General features: G+C 39.7%; 13 protein-coding genes. 3 read left to right on the top strand and 10 right to left on the bottom strand.

The annotated features are described in order from the left end of the window. Positions 1-8: 8 nt before the first annotated feature. The 4 genes from DI077_RS13685 to DI077_RS13700 all read right to left on the bottom strand — a co-directional run bounded on the left by DI077_RS13685 (position 9) and on the right by DI077_RS13700 (position 5,211). Positions 9-3,212 carry an efflux RND transporter permease subunit gene (locus DI077_RS13685; RefSeq protein WP_109020418.1) on the bottom strand — a complete coding sequence of 1,068 codons (3,204 nt, stop codon included), beginning with the start codon at positions 3,210-3,212 and terminating at the stop codon, positions 9-11. Beyond that, entirely contained in the window at positions 3,199-4,242 is a 1,044-nt protein-coding gene (locus DI077_RS13690; protein WP_242935206.1) for a TolC family protein, read from the bottom strand. The genes DI077_RS13685 and DI077_RS13690 overlap by 14 nt, the downstream gene beginning before the upstream one ends. Positions 4,243-4,608: 366 nt before the next feature. Further along, positions 4,609-4,836: a YgaP family membrane protein gene (locus DI077_RS13695; RefSeq protein ID WP_109020420.1), complete on the bottom strand. Its 228-nt coding sequence runs from the start codon at positions 4,834-4,836 to the stop codon at positions 4,609-4,611. Between the two features lie 108 nt (positions 4,837-4,944). Beyond that, positions 4,945-5,211 (bottom strand): metal-sensitive transcriptional regulator, encoded by a 267-nt coding sequence (locus DI077_RS13700; protein WP_109020421.1) that lies wholly within the window; start codon positions 5,209-5,211, stop codon positions 4,945-4,947. A 44-nt stretch (positions 5,212-5,255) separates the two neighbouring features. Here DI077_RS13700 and DI077_RS13705 point away from each other — a divergent pair, with 44 nt between their 5' ends. Next, positions 5,256-6,044 (top strand): class I SAM-dependent methyltransferase, encoded by a 789-nt coding sequence (locus DI077_RS13705; RefSeq protein WP_167837148.1) that lies wholly within the window; start codon positions 5,256-5,258, stop codon positions 6,042-6,044. Here the strand turns inward: DI077_RS13705 and DI077_RS13710 are convergent. Next, entirely contained in the window at positions 6,039-7,289 is a 1,251-nt protein-coding gene (locus DI077_RS13710; RefSeq protein ID WP_109020423.1) for an FAD-dependent oxidoreductase, read from the bottom strand. The genes DI077_RS13705 and DI077_RS13710 overlap by 6 nt on opposite strands. Further along, a complete protein-coding gene (locus DI077_RS13715; protein ID WP_109020592.1) occupies positions 7,286-8,788 on the bottom strand; it encodes a succinate CoA transferase in 1,503 nt (500 codons plus the stop codon). The genes DI077_RS13710 and DI077_RS13715 overlap by 4 nt, the downstream gene beginning before the upstream one ends. 56 nt (positions 8,789-8,844) lie before the next feature. Between DI077_RS13715 and DI077_RS13720 the strand changes: the two genes are divergently transcribed. Next, positions 8,845-9,276, top strand: coding sequence for a zinc ribbon domain-containing protein (locus tag DI077_RS13720; protein ID WP_109020424.1), 432 nt, complete (start codon positions 8,845-8,847; stop codon positions 9,274-9,276). Here the strand turns inward: DI077_RS13720 and DI077_RS13725 are convergent. Then, a complete protein-coding gene (locus tag DI077_RS13725; protein WP_109020425.1) occupies positions 9,273-11,162 on the bottom strand; it encodes an ABC transporter ATP-binding protein in 1,890 nt (629 codons plus the stop codon). The genes DI077_RS13720 and DI077_RS13725 overlap by 4 nt on opposite strands. Before the next feature lie 2 nt (positions 11,163-11,164). Here DI077_RS13725 and DI077_RS13730 point away from each other — a divergent pair, with 2 nt between their 5' ends. Then, complete coding sequence (locus tag DI077_RS13730) at positions 11,165-12,610, top strand: ABC transporter substrate-binding protein (RefSeq protein ID WP_109020426.1); 1,446 nt, start codon at positions 11,165-11,167, stop codon at positions 12,608-12,610. On the opposite strand, the gene DI077_RS13735 is transcribed toward DI077_RS13730, so the two are convergent. Genes DI077_RS13735 through uvrB form a run of 3 tightly spaced genes read right to left on the bottom strand, consistent with a single transcriptional unit; the run spans position 12,576 to position 19,439 of the window. After that, entirely contained in the window at positions 12,576-15,041 is a 2,466-nt protein-coding gene (locus DI077_RS13735) for a transglycosylase domain-containing protein (protein ID WP_109020427.1), read from the bottom strand. The two genes, DI077_RS13730 and DI077_RS13735, sit on opposite strands and share 35 nt — an antisense overlap. A 6-nt stretch (positions 15,042-15,047) precedes the next feature. Then, positions 15,048-17,417 carry an endopeptidase La gene (gene lon, locus DI077_RS13740; protein WP_109020593.1) on the bottom strand — a complete coding sequence of 790 codons (2,370 nt, stop codon included), beginning with the start codon at positions 17,415-17,417 and terminating at the stop codon, positions 15,048-15,050. 27 nt (positions 17,418-17,444) lie between these two features. Next, positions 17,445-19,439 (bottom strand): excinuclease ABC subunit UvrB, encoded by a 1,995-nt coding sequence (uvrB, locus tag DI077_RS13745; RefSeq protein ID WP_109020428.1) that lies wholly within the window; start codon positions 19,437-19,439, stop codon positions 17,445-17,447. Positions 19,440-19,443 lie beyond the last annotated feature (4 nt).

A 19,443-nucleotide genomic window follows, 5' to 3' on the forward strand; every position in this document is an offset into this window, starting at 1 on the left:
TAAAAACTTTATCGGATTGTTGTTAGGATAGATTCATTCGAACTTTGTAGTCGGCTCTGTCTTGATTTCCCAACAAACCAATAATATAAAATTGGAATCGTGAAACGACTAAGAAAGGTCGCAGCTATTTCGCCAAATATAAGTGATACGGCAAGTCCTTGAAAAATCGGATCAAAAAGCATAACCGACGAACCTACTATCACCGCAGAAGCAGTTAATAACATCGGGCGAAATCTAACTAACCCTGCATGAATAACAGCATCTTTCAAAAGAATACCTTTCTTCACTTCTTCTTCTATAAAATCCACAAGTATAATGGAATTTCTTACTATAATTCCCGCACCGGCGATAAATCCGATCATGGATGTAGCAGTAAAATATGCACCGACCATCCAATGACCAGGTAGGATCCCGATTAAGGAAATTGGAATAGGTGCCATTATAATAAGAGGAACAGAATAACTTTTAAACCATCCCAAAACTAAAATGTAAATAAGAATCATGACTATTGCAAAAGCAGATCCTAAATCACGAAATACCTCGTAAGTAATAAACCATTCCCCATCCCATTTAATCACAGGTCGTCGCGTATCCCATGGGACTTCTGCAGTTTGGGTTTGATATTGAATTTTTGGTGCAATCTTTAACATTCCATAGACGGGAGCTTCCTCATCTCCTGAAAATTCACTTGTCACATAAGAAACCGGTTTTAAATTCTTGCGAAACAGTGTTCGATCCTCCGTTCTATAAGGAATGCCTAATATTGATTCGGCAGGAATCATACCTGTTTCCGAAGAAGTTAGCTTTTGATTTTTAAAAGGGTAATAAGAAGATCGGTCTTTCTGTGAAACGGAAAGATTTACAGCTACCTCTTCCGGTGCAATAGTCTCGGCTAAACTAATAGCGGAATATTCAGAGAACAAGTATTTGCCAGTTGAGCTTAAAGATGTGGCTTTGATTCCTAGAATGCCTGCTTTTTCATAATCAATTGGATAAACTATTTTATCCCTTCCGTTGCGGAGACTGGTATCCAGATCAACCACACTTTGTTCTTTAGAAAAAACATTAAATATTTCTTTTGCAACTCTTTCTCTTTGACTTGTATCAGCACCGTAAACTTCGGCAACCATAGTCGCCATCACAGGAGGACCGGGAGGAACTTCTAACACTTTCGAGATAGCATTGTGCTTATTAGAAAAGATCTTTATCTTATTTCTTAAAGATTCTATAATTTCATGACTTGATTTTTTTCTTTGATTCTTATCTTTAAGAACAATATGAAAATCGTTCATATACTCGTAATTTCTTAAATATGAATGTTTAACCATGCCAGAAAAGGAAAAAGGCGCCGATTCTCCCGCGAATATCTGAACCTTAATTACATTCTCATCCGTCAATAAATCTTCAGCTAATTCTTGAGAACGATATATACCTTCACTTAAGGAAGTATCTGAAGGGTAATCAATTAAAATCTGAAATTCTTCCTTATTATCAAAAGGTAACATTTTTACTTTAACCCATTTAAACCCGATAAAGCCAATAGAGATGAGTAATAAAAAAACCGTAAAGAACACGAATATTCCCGCATTTCTTTTTGAATTCAAAAGCCAATTAACAATACGGATATATGTGAAATCTAATATGGAAGTTTTCGAAATCACTTCCGGTTTATTACTTTTGTGTTTATTTTTCAGAAGGCGAATGGATGCCCAAGGTGTAATGATAAAAGCGGCAAATAAAGAAATTATCATAGCTAAACTGGCGCCTACCGGGATCGGCTTCATATAAGGCCCCATAAGCCCGCTCACAAACGCCATAGGCAAAATGGAAGCGATCACAGTAAAAGTCGCAAGTATAGTCGGATTTCCTACTTCAGTGACAGCATTTACGGTGGCTTTCACTATTCCTAACTGAGGATTTTCTCTTAAATGCCTTTCAATGTTTTCTACGACGACAATGGCATCATCCACCAAAATTCCGATGGAAAAAATTAGAGCGAATAAAGTTACTCGATTTAACGTGTAACCCATAAAATAATATATAGCAAGCGTTAAAGCGAGAGTGACTGGAATGGCGATAGCCACTACGAAAGCAGCTCGCCATCCCATCCAGATTGCGATAAGAATCGTAACGGATAACGTCGCAATGATCAAATGTTCGATTAGTTCGCGGGATTTGTCAGCGGCAGTACTACCAAAATTACGCATCACTGACATTTTAATGTCTTTAGGAAGACCTTCTCTAAATACTTCCACTCTCTCTAACAGATCTTCTGCTAAAACAACAACGTTGGTTCCTTTTCGTTTAGCAAAAACGATCGAGACTGCTTCCCTCTTTACACCACCTAATGCTTTATCATACAAGACAGAGGTTTTGGTTCTTTCTTCAGGGCCCTCACTAATCGAAGCAATTTCATTCAGCCGAATTACTCTTCCTCCTCTTTGTGCCACGGGAAGTGTTTTAACTGTATTTATATCCCGAATGATTCCGCCTACATCCACATCTAAAACTTCAGAATCAGACCAGTTTTTTCCGGCATGCAAAAAGCTACCTTGACTTTCTAAACTAGAGGAAACATCAAGTAAGTTTACACCGAAATTAGACATCTTCTTTGAATCGACAATCACTCGTACCGCTCTCTTTCTACCACCTAACAACTCTATTTTAGATACATTGAAGGTTGAAGAAAGTTCTCTTGCGATAGGAGAAACTGCTGTTCTAATTTCATAATCGTCTCTGGAATCAGAACTAAAACTCAAAGTTAAAAAAGGCACATCATCAATGGAAAATGATCTAACTGATGGTTCGGAAACATTTTTAGGCAACTTACTCCCGATTTCTTTCAATTTATGATGAATTTTAAAAAGAGAAGGTTCAATAGGTTCTCCTACCTTAAACCGAACGGTAATTAAAGATCCATGCCATTTACTAGAAGAATAAACATATTCAACTCCCTCCAACCCCCAAACTGCTCTCTCTACTACTTCGGTTAACTTTCTTTCCGTCTCTTCGGGAGAAAAGCCCAAAGCAGTGAATTGAATATCAACCATTGGAACACTGATTTGTGGCTCCTCTTCTTTCGGAGTTAAGATTACAGAAAAACCCCCGACGATCAAACTGATAAAAATAATAACAGGAGTAAGCTGAGAATGGAGAAAACCAGAAGCTAGTTTCCCGGCAAAATCCAGCTTCAAGTTTTTAATTTGCGACATCGACATACTCCTTTTTTTGAAATAAATACTTTTCAGTTCTAACTCTAATTAATTCCAATTCAACATCTAACAATGATTTACTAATATCCGTCGTTCGATTAAGGGATTCGGTAAATTGAATTGCCGATACAACTCCAGTTTGAAATAGTCTCAGCATATTGGAAGTTTGCTCTTCCTGAAGCTTTAGAGATTCCTTCAGAAGTAAATAGTTTTCATTCAGTGTTATTTCTTGGTTTCTTAAATTCCGTATACTTAAATCCTCTTGCCTCCTTACTTCTTCCAATTTTTTTTGGAAAGCCTCTGCGTTTAATTTCGCTTCTTCAATCACGCCTATATCTTTTGGGTTATAAAGATTCATCTGCAAATAAACACCTGCATTATAGGCTGTTTGGGTATTTCTTGAACCGTTATAAGTATTCGCTTCGGAATAAAAACCGATACGAGGTAGAAACTTGGATGCTTCCAGGTCAGACTTAAAAGTTTCTCCTTCCACATAAGAAGACATTGCTTTAGCCAAACTGGATTCATCGGTTGGTGCCAATGGAAAATACCGATTCAAAAATGATTGTAAATCTTCATTTACTAATCTTAAATCTTCAGAATGGATTCCCGAAAGAACCGCAAGATTATTTTTAAATTGTTCGGATTGAGTATTTGTCTGTGTTATCAATATTGAAAGACGATTGTCCAGACCTTTTAATGCAAGATACCCAGAATAGCCGACAGGATTTGATTTATTTGCAAATTGATAATTAGAACGAAAACGAGTTTCAATTTTCTTTATATCTTCTGTTCGCCGAATGAATTCATTCAACGATTCTACACCCCTATAAAAAAAGGCCGATTGTATATAGTCTCTTTCTTTTTGCGCTTCTTTTTCCCAAAATAAAGCATTGGATTTCTTCTCTTGAATTCGACTAAGGGTTCTTCCCGAACCACCTTCGTACAAAGGAATATCAACGCCCATACTTCCTTTGGTGTAAGTATTGAAACCCGGATAATTTAGAGAATCTTTTCCAAATGCATTCAATGTATCGGAATTTATATTCGTATAGGGCTGGTTATTCGAATCCAAATAATTACCAGGCCTTGTTTTTATGGAATTAGTGGAAAAATCCGATTCAGTAACAGACCTCTGCCCCAATTTTCCCATAAAATTCAAAGTAGGATCATTCGTATTATAGGTACGAACATCCGTATAAAAACGAGGTAACCAATGCTTAGCAGTTCTATCTTTTACAATTTCAGAAGCCTTCCATTCTAGATTTTTCGATTTCTGTATGGAAGAATTTTCCCTTATCAGCACCCAAAGATCCGAGAATGAAATTTGTTCTGCAATCAATAGGCTTGGAAATGCAAAGCATAAGATTAATATTTGGATCCGAAACATAAAAATTTATCCCCTAGCGTTCTTACTAGAAAATCCAAACTTATTTAAAATGAGGATCATCGGGCAAAAACCGGTAAAGGCTAACAAAACAAGATTAAATCCAACGAGTAAGTTGATTACAAACCACCAGTGCGATACATACAGCCCAAGCCCTAGAGCGATCAAACTCACTGATCCAGCAATTAAAAAAAGAACCCTTTCTAAATACCATTCTTTTGTTGAAATCAAATACATTACCATACCCCCTATAGTATATTGCTTTTTAATCCATATACCTACCGGGGTATATGGACGATCAATCTAAATTTTTCTGGGTTTAGAAAAAAAGGAAGGTATTAAAGATTACAGAGAAAAAGCTGCTCGGATTGCTTTTTTTACGTCCATCTCAAGGACCCCTACTGATTTCTTTTCATCAAAACAGGTTTCAATATTGTCCAAAACATAAGCTTCACCGAATTTTTTCATCGCTTGATGAGAGGCTTTTAGCAAAAGAAGTGCCTTCTCACAGTCTTTTTCTTCGTTAAGAATCGAATTTTTTATCGCTTCCAGTTGTCCTTGGATTCGATTCAGTCTATGAATGAGTTTTGTTTTTTCTTCGCTGAGTGCCATAAACTTATACCCGTATGGGTATTAAATCTGTCAAACTTAAATCAATGACACCATATCCATTTACAACAGGTCCTGCTTTCGATTTTCCGCAAAACCATCCGTATTATTTCTCTAACTTCGGTTATTGGGAAAAAGGTTACGATTATCCGACTGCCGCCAAAAAAATGGCAATCTTAACCGGAGATGCAGCGGGTTTGAATAAAGATTCCAAACTATTGGAAGTAGGAAGCGGGCTCGGAGGAAGCGTATTTGTTTGGGCAAAGGATTTTTCCGTCGGGGAAATACTCGCAGTCAATTTGGAAGGAGAACAAAGCAAATTTGCAAAAGATCTGATCACCAATGAACAACTAAACTCAGTTATATGGAAAGAAGGCGACTGGAAGATCATTTCGAATTTGGAAGATTCCAGTTTTACCCATATCATCTGCCTGGATTGTATCTATCATTTTCAAGACAAACCGTCCTTTTACAAAGAAGTGAAACGATTGTTGAAGCCGAATGGAAAGTTTGTATTTACCGATCTATCTTTTCCCAAATCGATCGGCAGGTTTTCCTTATATTATAAATTTTTGGAATTTCTGACTTCCGTAGCCCTCGTTCCCAAAGAAAATCAAAACACAACGGATCAAACCTTACATACATTAAATGATATAGGATTCAGAATCATCCGTACGGAAGAATGGGGAGAATTTGTATATCCAGGCTTTGCTGAATTTGCCAAATCACAAACAGGAACTCTGCAAATATTTGCAAATACGATCCTTCATTTTTATCATTCCGGTTTTTTAAACTATCAATTTTATGTGGTAGAGAAATCGGAATATTCTTTATAAAATCAATTCCGAGCTGGTTTTGTTGGTAATGATTTCCGCAATGTTCATTGCGGACTTCGCGCCGGCTTCCAAAAGAGGAATTCCAAACAGAGAGTAGGAACCGCACAACCAAAGTCTTCGGTTTTCCGATTTATGTAAATTTGCAAGTCCCTTGATTCCATGAATGGTTTTTTCATCGACGATGGGTCTTTCAAATTGAGCCGTTTTCAGAATTTTGTCTTTAGGGGGGATCTTATGAGGATTCCAGGTTTGGAATAAATTTTGACCTTTTAATTCCGGCATAATCCGTCCCAGATCCAGAGTGACTTCCGGTTTATCAAACTCTTCGTTTACTCTGAAAACAAGAGACACGTCTCTTTTTTCAAAAAAGGAATCATCCGTGTGCAAGATGACATCGCTCGGTTCGTATTTAAAATAGGAGAGTGCTTCTTTTTCCTTTGCGAAATCATCACCTAACAATTGATACGCCTGGTTCGCCTGAGTAGTCATAATCACATGTTCGAATTCTTTTTCGCCCGATTCAAATTGAATGACAGGCTTTCCCTTTCTAAATGAAATCGATTTTATCTTTGCGCCCAATTCGATATTGGAAATTCCATTAGCTAATCGATTTGTAATATCCCTTGTTCCGAATTTTGCCGTCTCTTGGGGAGTGTAAGCGTATCCTCTGGAATGATAACCGATAATTGTATCCGCAGGATAACCTCCTACTGTTTCCGTTTTGCAGGTATTCACCAATGCAAAAGTAGGAAGTAAAAACTCATTTATAAATTCGGAAGAGTATTTGTTTTTCTCCAGGAACTGACGTATGCTAATCGAAGTTTTTTCTTTCGACCAATCCGTTTTCGAATTCGCATAAAACCGAAGTAAATCGTAAAATATTTTAATCCCTTTCCCATTCCGAAAGGAATCAAATGTGGGAAATCCGAAATTGGTTCCTAAAAAAGAATAAGAACGAAATCCGAACACGGGAGATCCTTTTGATTCCACACGAAAAGAATAATCAACGGGTCTCGTTTGAATGCCCGCCTTATCGTAGATTCGAAACAATGTAGGATAGTAATCCCTTTTGATCGTACGAAAAGGAATATCGAATTCAAAAACATTTCCATTAATCTGATGATTTGCACTGAAGGCTGCCATTCCGATTTCAGAATGTTTTTCATATAAGGTAACGGGATAATGTTTCGACAGCAACCAAGCACTTGTTAAACCCGTAATTCCGGAACCGATTACCGCGATCATTTCATACTACCGGTTTTTAAAAATCGAATATGCCAGGACAACGAATCTTCCAAATAATGGGGGGTGTGTTTTCCTTTGGAAAGTTCCTTCGCTTTTTCAAAATATTCCAAAAGTTTGCTTCGATACATCGGATGTGCACATTTTGAAATGATGAGTTCCGCTCTTTTTTTCGGAGGACATCCTCTAAGATCAGCTAATCCTTGTTCCGTTACAATCACCATAGTCGAATGTTCATTATGATCCGTATGCGAAACAAAAGGAACAATTGCTGAAATATCACCGTTTTTGGCAAGAGAGGGAGTCATAAAAATACTTAAATGAGAGTTACGTGTGAAGTCGCCTGATCCTCCGATTCCATTCATCATGGAAGAACCCATCACATGGGTCGAATTTACATTTCCGTAAATATCCGCTTCCAAAGCAGTGTTCATGGCAATGAGTCCCATACGGCGGATCACTTCCGGATGATTTGAAATTTCTTGCGGTCTGATAATAAACTTGGACTTCCACTGAGATATGTTTTGATGAAATCTTTTTAAGCCTAACTTAGAAAAAGTCAACGCAGAGGTGGAAGCAAATTTTAGTTTACCCGCGTCGATCAAATCGAATACGGAATCCTGAACCACTTCCGTATACATTTGGATTTCGTGAAAGTCATCATTTTTTGCCATACTCGCAAGGACTGCATTGGCAATATTTCCTACACCGTTTTGAAAAGGAAGATAGTCTTTAGGAATCCTACCTTTGGAAATTTCATCTTGAATAAAACTTAACACATGATTGGCGATTGCAATACAATCTGAGTCGGGGGCCTTGAATTCTGAGGCCGAATCGGGAACACTGGAACGAACAATCCCTTTGATCTTATCGGGATTTACTTGAATATAATCCGTCCCGATTCGATCTTCCGGAGAAACGATATTGATAGGTAATGTTCTGGAATGATGAGGAAGTAGATAAATATCATGATAACCTTTCAATTCCGCCGGATGAATATCGGTGAGTTCGATATAAATCTCTTTTGCATTCAAAAGATAAGTCGCACTCATTCCCGATGAAGTAGTCAGGTAAATTTTACCGTCGGCAGTCACATCAACCGCTTCCACAATCGCAACATCTATGGAAGGTAAAATTCCATGTTCGATGTATTTCACTACATGGGAAAGGTGCATGTCAATAAAATCGACACTGCCTTCATTGATCAGATTGCGTAGGTAAGAATTGGATTGATAGGGTATTCGAAGTTTTAGAGCTCCCGAACGTGCCAAGGCACCGTCTAACTCTTCCCCTGTGGAAGCGCCGGAATAAAGATTGATCGAAAAATCTTTGCCTTCTTTTTTTTCCGATTCGATTCGTTTTGCAAATGCAGGAGGGATAATCTTGGGATAACCGGCAGGTGTAAATCCGGAACATCCTAAGGTGACATGACGAGGAAGCGCAAGTGCCACTTCTTCCGGAGATTTCAGTTTGGATTCGATAAATGGATTCGTGATTGCCATGCTATATGCAAAGATAAAGAGATTGCAGAAAAAGAAAAACTCCAAAAAATGAGACTATGGATTTTCTCCTCTATTTCTATATTCTGCTATTTGGACTCATTCTCTTATCTCCCTTCTTGATTTTTTATTATTATTTTCAGACAGATAGTTCTCCTTTCGGAAAGGATTCGGAAGAAGAGTTACTTCCTTTCACGCAAAAAAAACAAAATCTTTTGGATTCATTGAAAGACGTCAGATCCGATTTTCATTCCAGAAAATTAACGGAAGAAGAGTTTCAATCTATATCAGTTCCTTTTTTGCAAAAACTGGATGAAGTGGAATTGGAAATTAAAAATTTCAAAGAAACAAAAAACCTAACAAAACAAACAATCCAAACCCTGGAGCCACAGAGAACTGTTGAGGGCTGGACTTGCAGAAATTGCGGGACTTCTATTTCCATACCGAACGCAAATTTTTGTCCTTCCTGTGGATCAAGCAAACTCGCTTAAGCGGGTTTGTTTGTGGCAAATTGCATCTCATACAATCTTCTGTATTTCGATCCTTCCAAACCGATGAGTTCGGAGTGGCTACCTTTCTCTACGATTTCACCTGATTCCAAATAATAGATAATATCCGCAATCTTAACCGTGGAAAGACGATGCGCAATGATAACAACTGTTTTGTTTTCGTATAATCTTACAAACGCCTGCTGAATCAATCGTTCGGATTCGGTGTCGAGTGCGGAAGTCGCTTCGTCTAAAATCAAAACTTCCGGATTGGCAAGCAAGGTTCTGGCAATGGAAATTCTTTGCCTCTGCCCCCCGGAGAGCATCACTCCCCTCTCGCCGACTATCGTATCGTAACCTTCTTCAAATCCGTCAATGAACTCGGATGCAAACGCATCCTCTGCCGCTTTTCGGATTTCATCTTCCGAAGCGGATGGTTTTGCATATGCGATGTTTTCCCGAATTGAACCGTTGAATAAAAATATATTTTGGGAAACAACGCCTATTCTTTTACGAAGATTGTCAAGAGACAAATCCTTTGCATCGATTCCATCCCAAAGAATACTGCCTGAACTCGGATCAATCAACCTCGGAAGAAGATCAACTAACGTAGATTTACCGGCGCCGGAAGATCCTACAATTGCGATCGTCCCTCCTTTCGGGATTGTGAAATTAAGATCACGCAATGCATAATTTTCCGTTCCCGGATAAATATAGGAAACATTCCGATATACGATATCTTTGCTGAGAGGGCCGAGTTGTTTCGGAGAAGTCGGTTCCTTGATTGCAGTATCGCGATCCAGGATTTCAAAAACACGATCACTTGCCGAAACGGATGCTTGGATCAAATTGATCAGAATGCTCATTTGTTTGAGAGGTCTCATGAGAAAGATAAGAGTTAGAAAGAAAGCAAGAAACATCCCTTTTGAAAAAGAAGGATCTTCCAAAAGATAAGCACCTAATCCGAGAAAGATCATAGTCACAACGGAACCGGACAATTCAATCAATGCGGGACCGATTTGATGATAAAAATGAGTTTTGAAAGTTTTTTCGGATAGGTCGTTATTAACTCCGAAAAAACGATCGGATTCCTTTTCTTCCATGGAAAAAGCACGGATGACCCGGATTCCGGAGATCACCTCTTGCAAATCACCGTTCAATGCGGATAATTGTTCCTGTTGGTTTTTGGTTGTACGACGGATTCTGTCTGCGAACGCGCTTACCGGGCCTATGACCACTGGAATCACTATAAAGATAAGAAAGAAAAGTTTCCAACTTAACACGAGTAATATGATCAAATGGGTGATAATATAGAAAAAATCATTAACAGCATCTTTTAAATCATTGGAAACAACTTTCCCTACCGTATCGACATCGTTGATCACGCGACTCATAAGTACGCCTGTTTTTTCTTTTACAAAATCATTTAGGGGTAATTCCTGCAATTTTTCATACAGAGAGAGCCTCAGATCCTGGACGGCAAGAAGTCCTGCGGAATTCACATAATAAATCGTGCCGGCAAGACAAATCAATTTCAGAACATAGATGGGAAGTATAATCAGACAAAATAGAAAGACAAGTTCATCGGGATTTTTTTTAGCAAGTTCCGAATTGAGTTTCAATTTTGTTTCCGCAAATTTGAATTCCCAATAAGCAAAACCGGAAAATTCCTTACCGCTCTCTTTCTCAGTCAGGATGGTTTGGTCTTTTTTAGTAAGTGCGATTTGGAATTTATAATTTTCCCCAGTTCCTAAAGAATCAAAAATAGGAATGAGTGAGGTAAGAGAAGCGCCATTAAAAATAGAAACAAAAAGAGAAAGGAATATACCAAAACTCAGTCTGTATTTGTATTTCACTAAGTAAGGCCAAAGTTTTCGGTAAATCTTCACGTATGAGAACCTTTTCCCTCATTTTCCTCATCCTGTCCCTCACTTTTTGCCAAAAGAAGACAACGACTGCAGACGTATCTTTGGGCTTTCCGAGCGATCCTCCGAGCCTAGACCCTCTGTTTGCAACTGATTTGGTCAGTCAAAAACTTTCAGCTCTACTATTCGGTGGACTCTTTCAAATTCAAAATGCCAAACCCGAAATGAATTGGGCAGAAAATTCCAAGTTTTGGAAAGAGAAAAAGGGAATCATTTGGGAAATCCGACTCAAATCGGAACCTCTCGGTCCGAAAACGGAAGATGTAGTTTTTTCCATTCAAAGATTATTACAGGAAAATTCTCCCAGAGGAGGAGATTATAAATTCATAAAAGAGATTTCTGCGGCTTCCGAACCGAATACTATCAAATTTCAGTTAGATGATACTGTAAACGAAGAAGAGGCGAAAGAAAAACTCTCCTTACCCTTCGCTTCTATCTTATCAAAAAAAGACTTTTTGGAAAGAGGGGAATTTCATTCGTTCGGAAAATACCGTCTGGTCTCATGGAAAAAAAACGAATCCCTGGAATTGATAAAAAGAGATTCAAACGATACGGAACTTCCTGATACCGTCCGAATTCGAATTCTTCCCCAATCCACGACTTCCTTATTTCTTTTCCGCAAAGGAGAATTGGATTCCTTCAAACTGACGGATTTTTTATTATCCTCGCCCGATGCGAAAAGCCACAATACGATCGTTAAACGAGGAAGATCCGTTCAGTACGTAGCTATCAATCAAAACAATCCTTGTTTTGATAAAAATTTCCGACACGCACTTAACTTCGCAATACCTAGAGGACTCATCATCGAAAAATTATTGGAAAACAAAGCGGATTTACTGAAAGGTCCGATTGCGATTCCGTTTCTTTCCCAGCTAACAAAAACTAAATCCGATTTGACTCCCGAATTTTACTATGATAAAAACAAAGCTATTTCCCTTTTGAAAAACTCCGCTTGTTTCCCCGGGATCCTGAACCAAACGCTGGAACTGAGAATGCGCGGAGACGATGAAAACCAAGCGAAAGGAAGAGCTATTGAACAAGCACTGAAAGAAATCGGGTTGCAAATCAAACTGAAAGGCATGGAGAAAGCGCCCCTCTATAAAGAAAACGGAGAAGGTAAAGGAGATTTAACGCTACTTACATGGTATGCGGATTACGAATCGGTTTGGAATTTTTTAGATCCGGTTTTTCACGGAGAGAAACCGGGAAACGGAGGGAATAGAGCATTCTATTCCAATCGCGATATTACAAAACTCTTAAACGATAGAAAAGAAAGAAACCTACCGAACGCACTTAAAATAATAAAACAAATCGAAGAAGATGCCCCTTGGATTTTCCTTTGGTCCATCCAGGAGAACTATCTGGTTTCGGATAAGTTCATTCGCTACGCGGGACTTTCTGAGTTTCTATAACGGGAGGCTCCAGCTCTACAGCGTCAACACCAGGAGGCGGTTCCTTACCATTTTGCAGCTGATAGGTGGAAATCTCGGATTCGTCTTCTTCGCCGTCACCTACGATTGTTTGCGGAGGGATCTCCGGCTTTGCAAATCCTGCTCTTTTCTGAGGAAGATCTCCAATATAATAAAACTGAGAGTAGAGAGGTAACTTGCAAATATAGGATGGAGAAGATTCCAAAAGAGTTCCATCATCCGCACATACGTCCACCTTTACGAAATCACCTACGAAACTAGGGATAAGTTGATTTCCAAATCCGATCTTCGATTTGACACCTTGCACATAACGAAGCCAAATACCACCGGATACACCCGAGCCGGAACCCGGGAAAGGGGCGCCTTCATCATGACCAACCCAAACAACTGTTACATTTCTTGGAGCGAGACCTGCAAACCAAACGTCTCGAACTCCTTTGATTCCCATCCACTTGCTCTTTTTGGTTTTAGGAGATTGGACTGTTCCCGTTTTGCCTGCAAATAAGTTCACTTCTCCTTCTTTCTTTTTCAAAGTCATCGTTCCTTCTTCCGTCAGAACGGATTCAAGAGTGTTAATTGCCATGGCACAAGCTACCGGATCTAATATTTGTTCGGCGGCTTCATTTGGAATTGTTTGATAAAATTCGTTTCCGTCCAAGTCGGTGATCTTTATGATTTTTCTGGGAGTTACTCTTCTTCCCCCGTTTGCAAGGGTTGCATAAATCAGGGAAAGCTCCATCGGAGAAAGTTCCCCTGAACCGAGAGCAAGCGAAAGATTTTTCTGAAATCTGGATTCGATTTCTTCTTCGCTCAAAAAAAGAATCTGTCCCAGTTTTGAGAGAAAATAATTCACACCTACTTCATTCAACAATTTTACCGAAACGGTATTAACCGATTGAGCAAGTGCAGTTCGAACCGTGATCTCTCCTCTATAACCTTTGTACCAGTTCTTAGGAGAATATCCCGAAAAATCCAATTTCTCATCTTTGATTTTGGAAGATGGATTTACAATTCTCTTCTCGTAAGCAAGTGCATATACCAGCGCTTTGATGGTAGAACCTGGCTGTCTGCGAGCGTCTTCTGCTCTGTTGAACCGAAAACTATTTGATATTTTATATCCACCGACTAATGCTTCTATATCGCCTGTTTCAGGATCCATTGAAATCACGGAACCGCTCATCTGCGGAAGGATTTGTTTTGTAACTTCCGCAAGTTCCGGTTTGCCTTTGGCTTCCAGTTCTCTTTCCTGTTTTACCAAGTCGGCCCGAACGGAATCCACACCGATACGAAGTGATTCTTCCGCCATTCTTTGTTTATCCAAATCCAATGTAGAATAGACCAGAAGGCCCCTTTCTTCCAAGTCCTCATTGGAAAAACTCTCCAATACAAACCTTCTTACTTCGGCATTAAAATCAGGAGCAAGGTTGATTCTAAAATCCTTATCGGCACCGTATTTTCCTATATCACTGGAATATTTCGGCTCACCCTCTTCGCCTTTGTATTCTTTTACTTTATAAAAGATTTTAAATTTTTTAACATTGGGTTCGATGGATTCTCCGAATTTTTTGGGAATCTCCGACTGATCCGGATTCAATTCGGGATTGCGTGCCATATCGTATAACACCCGTTTTTGGCGGGAAAGTGCAATCCCCAGGTTCCGAATCGGATTGTAAACACTCGGCGCGGGGATTGTTCCTACAAGCATCGCAGCTTCTTCCGGAGTCAGCTCGGTTGCCGGTTTCCTGAAATAATAACGTGCAGCTTCTTCTACACCGGTGTTTCCCTCCCCCAAAAAAATCTGGTTGAGATACATCGCCAGAATCTCTTCTTTTGAAAACTGGCTTTCGATATAAAACGTGCAGTAAAGCTCTGTTAGTTTATTAAACAGACTTCGTTTCCCTAGATTTAATGTGAGTTTTGCCAACTGCTGAGTGATTGTAGAACCACCTTGAGAAAGTCGGAATTGAATTAGGTTTGTAAAAACAGCCCTACCGATAGCGGCATAATTCACGCCTCCGTGAGAATAAAATTCCCTATCTTCGGAAGATAATACTGCCCATAAGATCATATGGTGTTTTTTCAAATTGTCTGTCCGAATGGGCCGAAAGTTTCTGCGATAGAATTCTCCGATTACTTTTCCTCCCCGATCCAGGATCTTAATCGACTTCGGCTGAAAGTTATCATAAAAATTAGAAACTTCCGATCGGTATTTTTCAAGAGAACGTTCCACGCGGGCCTGCTCGCCCGACCAAACAACGTAAGCTCCTCCCAAAAAGAAAGCGGAAAGAAAAACAAAAAGAATACTCCCCGATATAACAAGAGTTACTCTCTTTTCCCAAAGTTTCTTCAAAAAATCAATCGAATGTTCACCTAATGCACGTAAAAATAAAACCCAGGTCTCTTTATTATTCATTTCAAATTATTTGCTCTTTTTCTTTTTTGGGAAAACTAAACTCGATACTTCATCAAAATGAGAAACAGGAAAAAACTTAACTCCCTTTTTCACATAATCGGGAATTTCCTTGAAAGAACTTTCATTGTCCCGAGGGAAAATGATTTTTTTAACACCGACTCTTTTCGCGGCAACGATTTTTTCCCGTAGTCCCCCGATCGCAAGAACTTCGCCGGTTAACGTAAGTTCGCCTGTCATTCCGAAGCCAGGCGCTATTGTCTGTCCCAATACAAGTGAATAAAGTGCGGATGCCATCGTTATACCCGCACTCGGTCCGTCTTTGGGTGTCGCTCCGTCCGGAACATGCAAATGGATGGTTTTGTTTTCAAACTTGGATTCAAGTCCCGAATAGTTTTTAATAAAAGAAAGTGCGATATTTGCCGACTCTTCCATCATCTTCCCCATCTGCCCAGTCAAAAGAATTCCTCCTTTTCCGGGAACAAAAACAGCTTCGATGAGAAGAGTAGATCCGCCTGCACTTGTCCAAGCCAAACCGAGAGCAGTTCCCGGTTGTTTCGGTTTGGTCATTCGATCATCGACGAAAGGAGGGGCGCCTAATAACTCAATCAAATCCTTCTCTCTGATTTCTTTGGAATATTTTTCCTTTAGCACGTGTTTTAGTGCGAGCTTTCTTACCAATTTATCGAAAGTTTTTTCCAATCCCCGAAGGCCTGATTCCCTGGAATAGGAATTGATCAATGTGATGAGAGTGTTTTTTTGAATGGAAAAATTTTTAGCAAGTAATCCGTTTTTTGTGAAGATCTTGTTCCAAAGATATTTTTGAAAGATCTGAACTTTTTCTTCGGTAATATAACCTGATAATTGAATCACTTCCATACGATCCAAAAGCACTCGTGGTATCGGCTCAAACGTGTTAGCTGTAGCAATAAAGAATACTTGGGACAAATCGAACGGCAAATCCAGGTAATGATCTCTGAATGTTGCGTTCTGTTCCGGATCCAGCACTTCCAAAAGAGATGCCTGCGGATCCCCTTGAAATCCTTGGGACATTTTATCTATTTCATCCAAAAGAATCACCGGATCCCTTTCGCCTGTGATCTTCAAAGCAGTCAGTATTTTACCCGGCATTGCTCCGATATAAGTCCTTCGATGACCTTTGATTTCCGCTTCGTCCCTTACCCCGCCCATAGAAAAACGATAAAACTTTCTGCCCAATGCTTCCGCAACGGATTTGGCTATGGATGTTTTTCCTACACCGGGAGGTCCCACCAAACATAGGATAGTTCCTCTCCCTTTCGGATTTAACTTACGGACGGCAAGAAATTCCAAAATCCTTTCCTTGACATCTTCCAGTTTATGATGATCTCTATTTAAAATTTTTCTAGCACTGGCTAAATTGACTTCCTTAGGTTTCGGATCTTCCCAAGGGAGAGCTTCCACCAAATCCAGATAATTGCGAACCACATTATAATCGCTTCCTATAGGATCGGTGTTTTTCGCTTTTTCGACTTCCCTGCCTACTTCCCGAATCACTTCTTCGCTAACAGGAATGGCTTTCAATCTTTCGACCAATTGGTCGTATTTGATTTCGGCCTTGTCCTCTCCGATCCCTAACTCTTGTTGGATGGCTTTGAGTTGCTCTCTCAGAAAAAACTGTCTTTGTTGACTATCTATCTTGTCATTGATCTGATCTTGGATTTTTCTTTGTAATATGACAAGCTCTATCTCTTTTTTAAGAAAAAGCAAAACCTTTTCCAAACGATCACCTAGTGAAGTCGCTTCGATGACAGTTTGGTATTCTTCTTTTTCCAAATTGAGTATGGAACAGACGAAATCGGACATTTTGCCCGGTTCGTTCACATTGATCATTGTGAGTTTCATGTCTTCGGTAAACAAAGGATTGTTTTGCGCCAATTCCTTCGTAAGAACAAGTAGTGTTCTCATCAATGCCTTGATATTGTTTTTGGAGGTTCCGAACTCCTCGGGAGGATAAGTTACATTTGCTATCAAAAACGGTTTTTTAGAATGAATGCTTTGAATTTGGAAACGTTGGATCGTGTTTACCAATATATTAATGCTTCCGTCGGGAAGATTGATTTTTTTCAGTATGCGGGCGATGATTCCCACCTGATAGATGTTATTCTCCGAATCCTCATCCGATTCGTCTTTTTTCAAAAGAATCAAACCGATGAATCCGGCGGTCTTTGTTGTTTCTTCAATTGAAGCGATAAATCTTCCCGGAGGAACAATCAACGGAGTAATGATGCCTGGAAATACGGGCCTTACCTTGATAGGCAAAAGGAAAATTTGTTTCGGAAGAGCGTCTTCAATTCTTACGAGTTTGGTCGCACTTTCCCAAGAGTCGTTTTGATCCAATGAGTTCTCCTCAAGTTTTACCATATGTTAAGTTTCTATCTTGTCCGGCCCAACGGCCAACATTTTATCTCGAAACATTGCAGCTTTTTCAAAATCCAAATTCTGAGCAAAACGTAACATTTCTTTCTTTAAAGCTTCTTTCAGATTCTCTTTTGTTTTGTATTTCTTCAAAGTAAAATCCCTTTCCATTTCCTGTAATGCTTCTTCCTGACTGTTTTTCTCAGCCATCTCGCGAGGAAGCATATCGTGGATTTCCTTTATAATCGATTGAGGCGTGATCCCAAAACGAAGATTATGTTCTTCCTGAATCTTTCTACGTCTCTCCGTTTCACCGATCGCTTTCTTCATGGAGTCGGTCATTTTGTCCGCGTAAAGAATCGCTTTACCGCTTGCATTCCTCGCGGCGCGACCGATGGTTTGGACCAAAGATTTGTAATTTCGGAGAAATCCTTCCTTATCCGCATCCAATATGGCAACAAGAGACACTTCAGGAATATCCAATCCTTCCCGAAGCAAATTGATCCCCACCAAACAATCGTAAATTCCTTTGCGAAGGTCCCGGATGATCTCCACCCTTTGGATGGTATCGATTTCGGAATGGAGATAAGCGATCTTCAAACCTACTTCCTTATAATAATCGGTAAGATCCTCTGCCATCTTTTTGGTCAAAGTAGTGATCAGAATCCTTTCTTTATTTTGAATCCTAATCTGCATCTCGCGGAGCAGATCTTCTATCTGATTGTTTGTGGGACGAACTTCCACAATTGGATCCAAAAGCCCCGTAGGTCGAATGATTTGTTCAACAACGAGTTCGCTTTTTTTAATTTCGGTTTCATCCGGAGTTGCGGACACATAAAGTGTTTTAGGAGTCATCTTCTCGAATTCCTGAAAATTAAGAGGACGGTTGTCCAGCGCACTGGGCAATCTGAATCCAAAATCAACTAACGTTTGTTTTCTGGTCCTGTCTCCCGCATACATACCGCCGACTTGGGGTAAAGTAACATGAGATTCATCCACAATCAGCAAAAAATCCAGGTTGGGAAAATAGTCCATAAGACATGCCGGCCTTTCCCCTTCGGCTCTTCCTGTTAGGTGACGGGAATAATTTTCGATTCCGTTGCAATAACCTAGCTCGGCAAGCATCTCCATGTCATAATTGGTTCGAGACTCGATTCTTTCCGCCTCCAGATGTTTGCCCTGTGCGAGAAATTTTTCCTTGGCGACCAACATCTCTTCTTTGATTTTTTCTATGGCATCTTTGACTTTAGGACCTGAAGTGATAAAGTGTTTTGCGGGATAAATGATCGTACGATCGAGTTTGAGTTTTGTTTTTCCGGTGATCGGATCAAACCTGGAAATCCCGTCTATTTCATCTCCGAAAAGTTCGATCCGAATTCCTTCTTCCTGGTAAGAAGGCATGATTTCGATCGAATCCCCTCTCACCCGGAAATTGCCGCGACTGAAATCTATATCGTTGCGTGCGTATTGAATATGAAGGAATTTCCGGATGATCTGATCCCGATCTATTTTGTCGCCCACCTTCAACATAACAACCGAAGCCATATAGTCTTCCGGAGAACCCAAACCATAAATACAGGAAACGGAGCTCACGATGATCACGTCGTCCCTTTCCAAAAGGCTGGAAGTAGCACGTAACCTGAGTTTATCGATCTCTTCATTCATGGACATATCTTTTTCTATAAAAGTATCCGAAGAGGGAACATATGCTTCCGGTTGATAATAGTCGTAATAGGAAACGAAATATTCCACTGCGTTTTCCGGAAAAAAATCCTTGAACTCGCGAAACAACTGTGCCGCCAAAGTCTTGTTATGTGATAAAATCAAAGTGGGCTTCCCGACTCTCGCGATCACCTCTCCCATGGTAAAAGTTTTACCCGAGCCGGTAACTCCAACTAACGTAACTTTGTCTTTGCCTTCTTTATAGGCATTTGCGATCGATTCAATAGCTTGGACTTGGTCTCCAGCTGCCGAAAAAGGGGACACCATTTTAAAATTTGCCATAAAA

Source organism: Leptospira kobayashii (genome assembly GCF_003114835.2).
GTDB classification, from domain to species: domain Bacteria; phylum Spirochaetota; class Leptospiria; order Leptospirales; family Leptospiraceae; genus Leptospira_A; species Leptospira_A kobayashii.